Source organism: Acinetobacter rongchengensis (assembly GCF_003611475.1).
Lineage (GTDB): Bacteria > Pseudomonadota > Gammaproteobacteria > Pseudomonadales > Moraxellaceae > Acinetobacter > Acinetobacter rongchengensis.
In genome coordinates this window covers 1-543 of sequence record NZ_RAXT01000192.1, presented here as the reverse complement: position 1 = coordinate 543, position 543 = coordinate 1, and the positions used below count along the sequence as shown (strand labels likewise).

At 47.5% G+C, this 543-nt stretch carries 1 protein-coding gene; it reads right to left on the bottom strand.

The window, feature by feature from the left end:
• A partial coding sequence (locus tag D7V20_RS19470) for an IS66 family transposase zinc-finger binding domain-containing protein (protein WP_171407873.1) occupies positions 1-543 on the bottom strand: 543 nt, incomplete at both ends.

The following is a 543-nucleotide window of genomic DNA, read 5'->3' as shown; positions in this document are numbered from 1 at the left end:
CTTCGATACCAGCACATGGCTGAGCAGTTCAGGTGAAGCAATGCCTTTATCAATCACATAGGCGGGCATCGCTTGCTGAGTCAGGGTGTCACACTGATCACAGACCCATTTGCCACGCACATGCTGTTCCTTATAGAACTGTGCCGGTCTGAAATGCAGTTTTTCACTGATATCTTCGCCGATACGACGTAACTGGCAGCCACAACTGCATTGGGTTGATGCAGGTTCATGCTCAATACGGATGGTGTGTAGATGATCCGGCAGCAGTCGACGTTTAGGTTTGTTGACTGTGGCTTTCTCTGTCGCTGCATCGGTTTTATCTGCATTCAGCCGCTCCAGTTCCAAATCAACTGCTGCGATATCCTCTTCAACCGCTTCGTCCCACAGATGGATTTGTTTTGCGGTGAGATGTTCGTTTTTACTGCCGAATTTGTGCTTTTTAAACAGCGCCAGTTCATGCTCATATTTTTGCGTGAGAATGGAAAGATGTTGAACTTTGGCATCCAATTGCTGGTTTGATTGTGCTAGAGACTGATGCTGCAG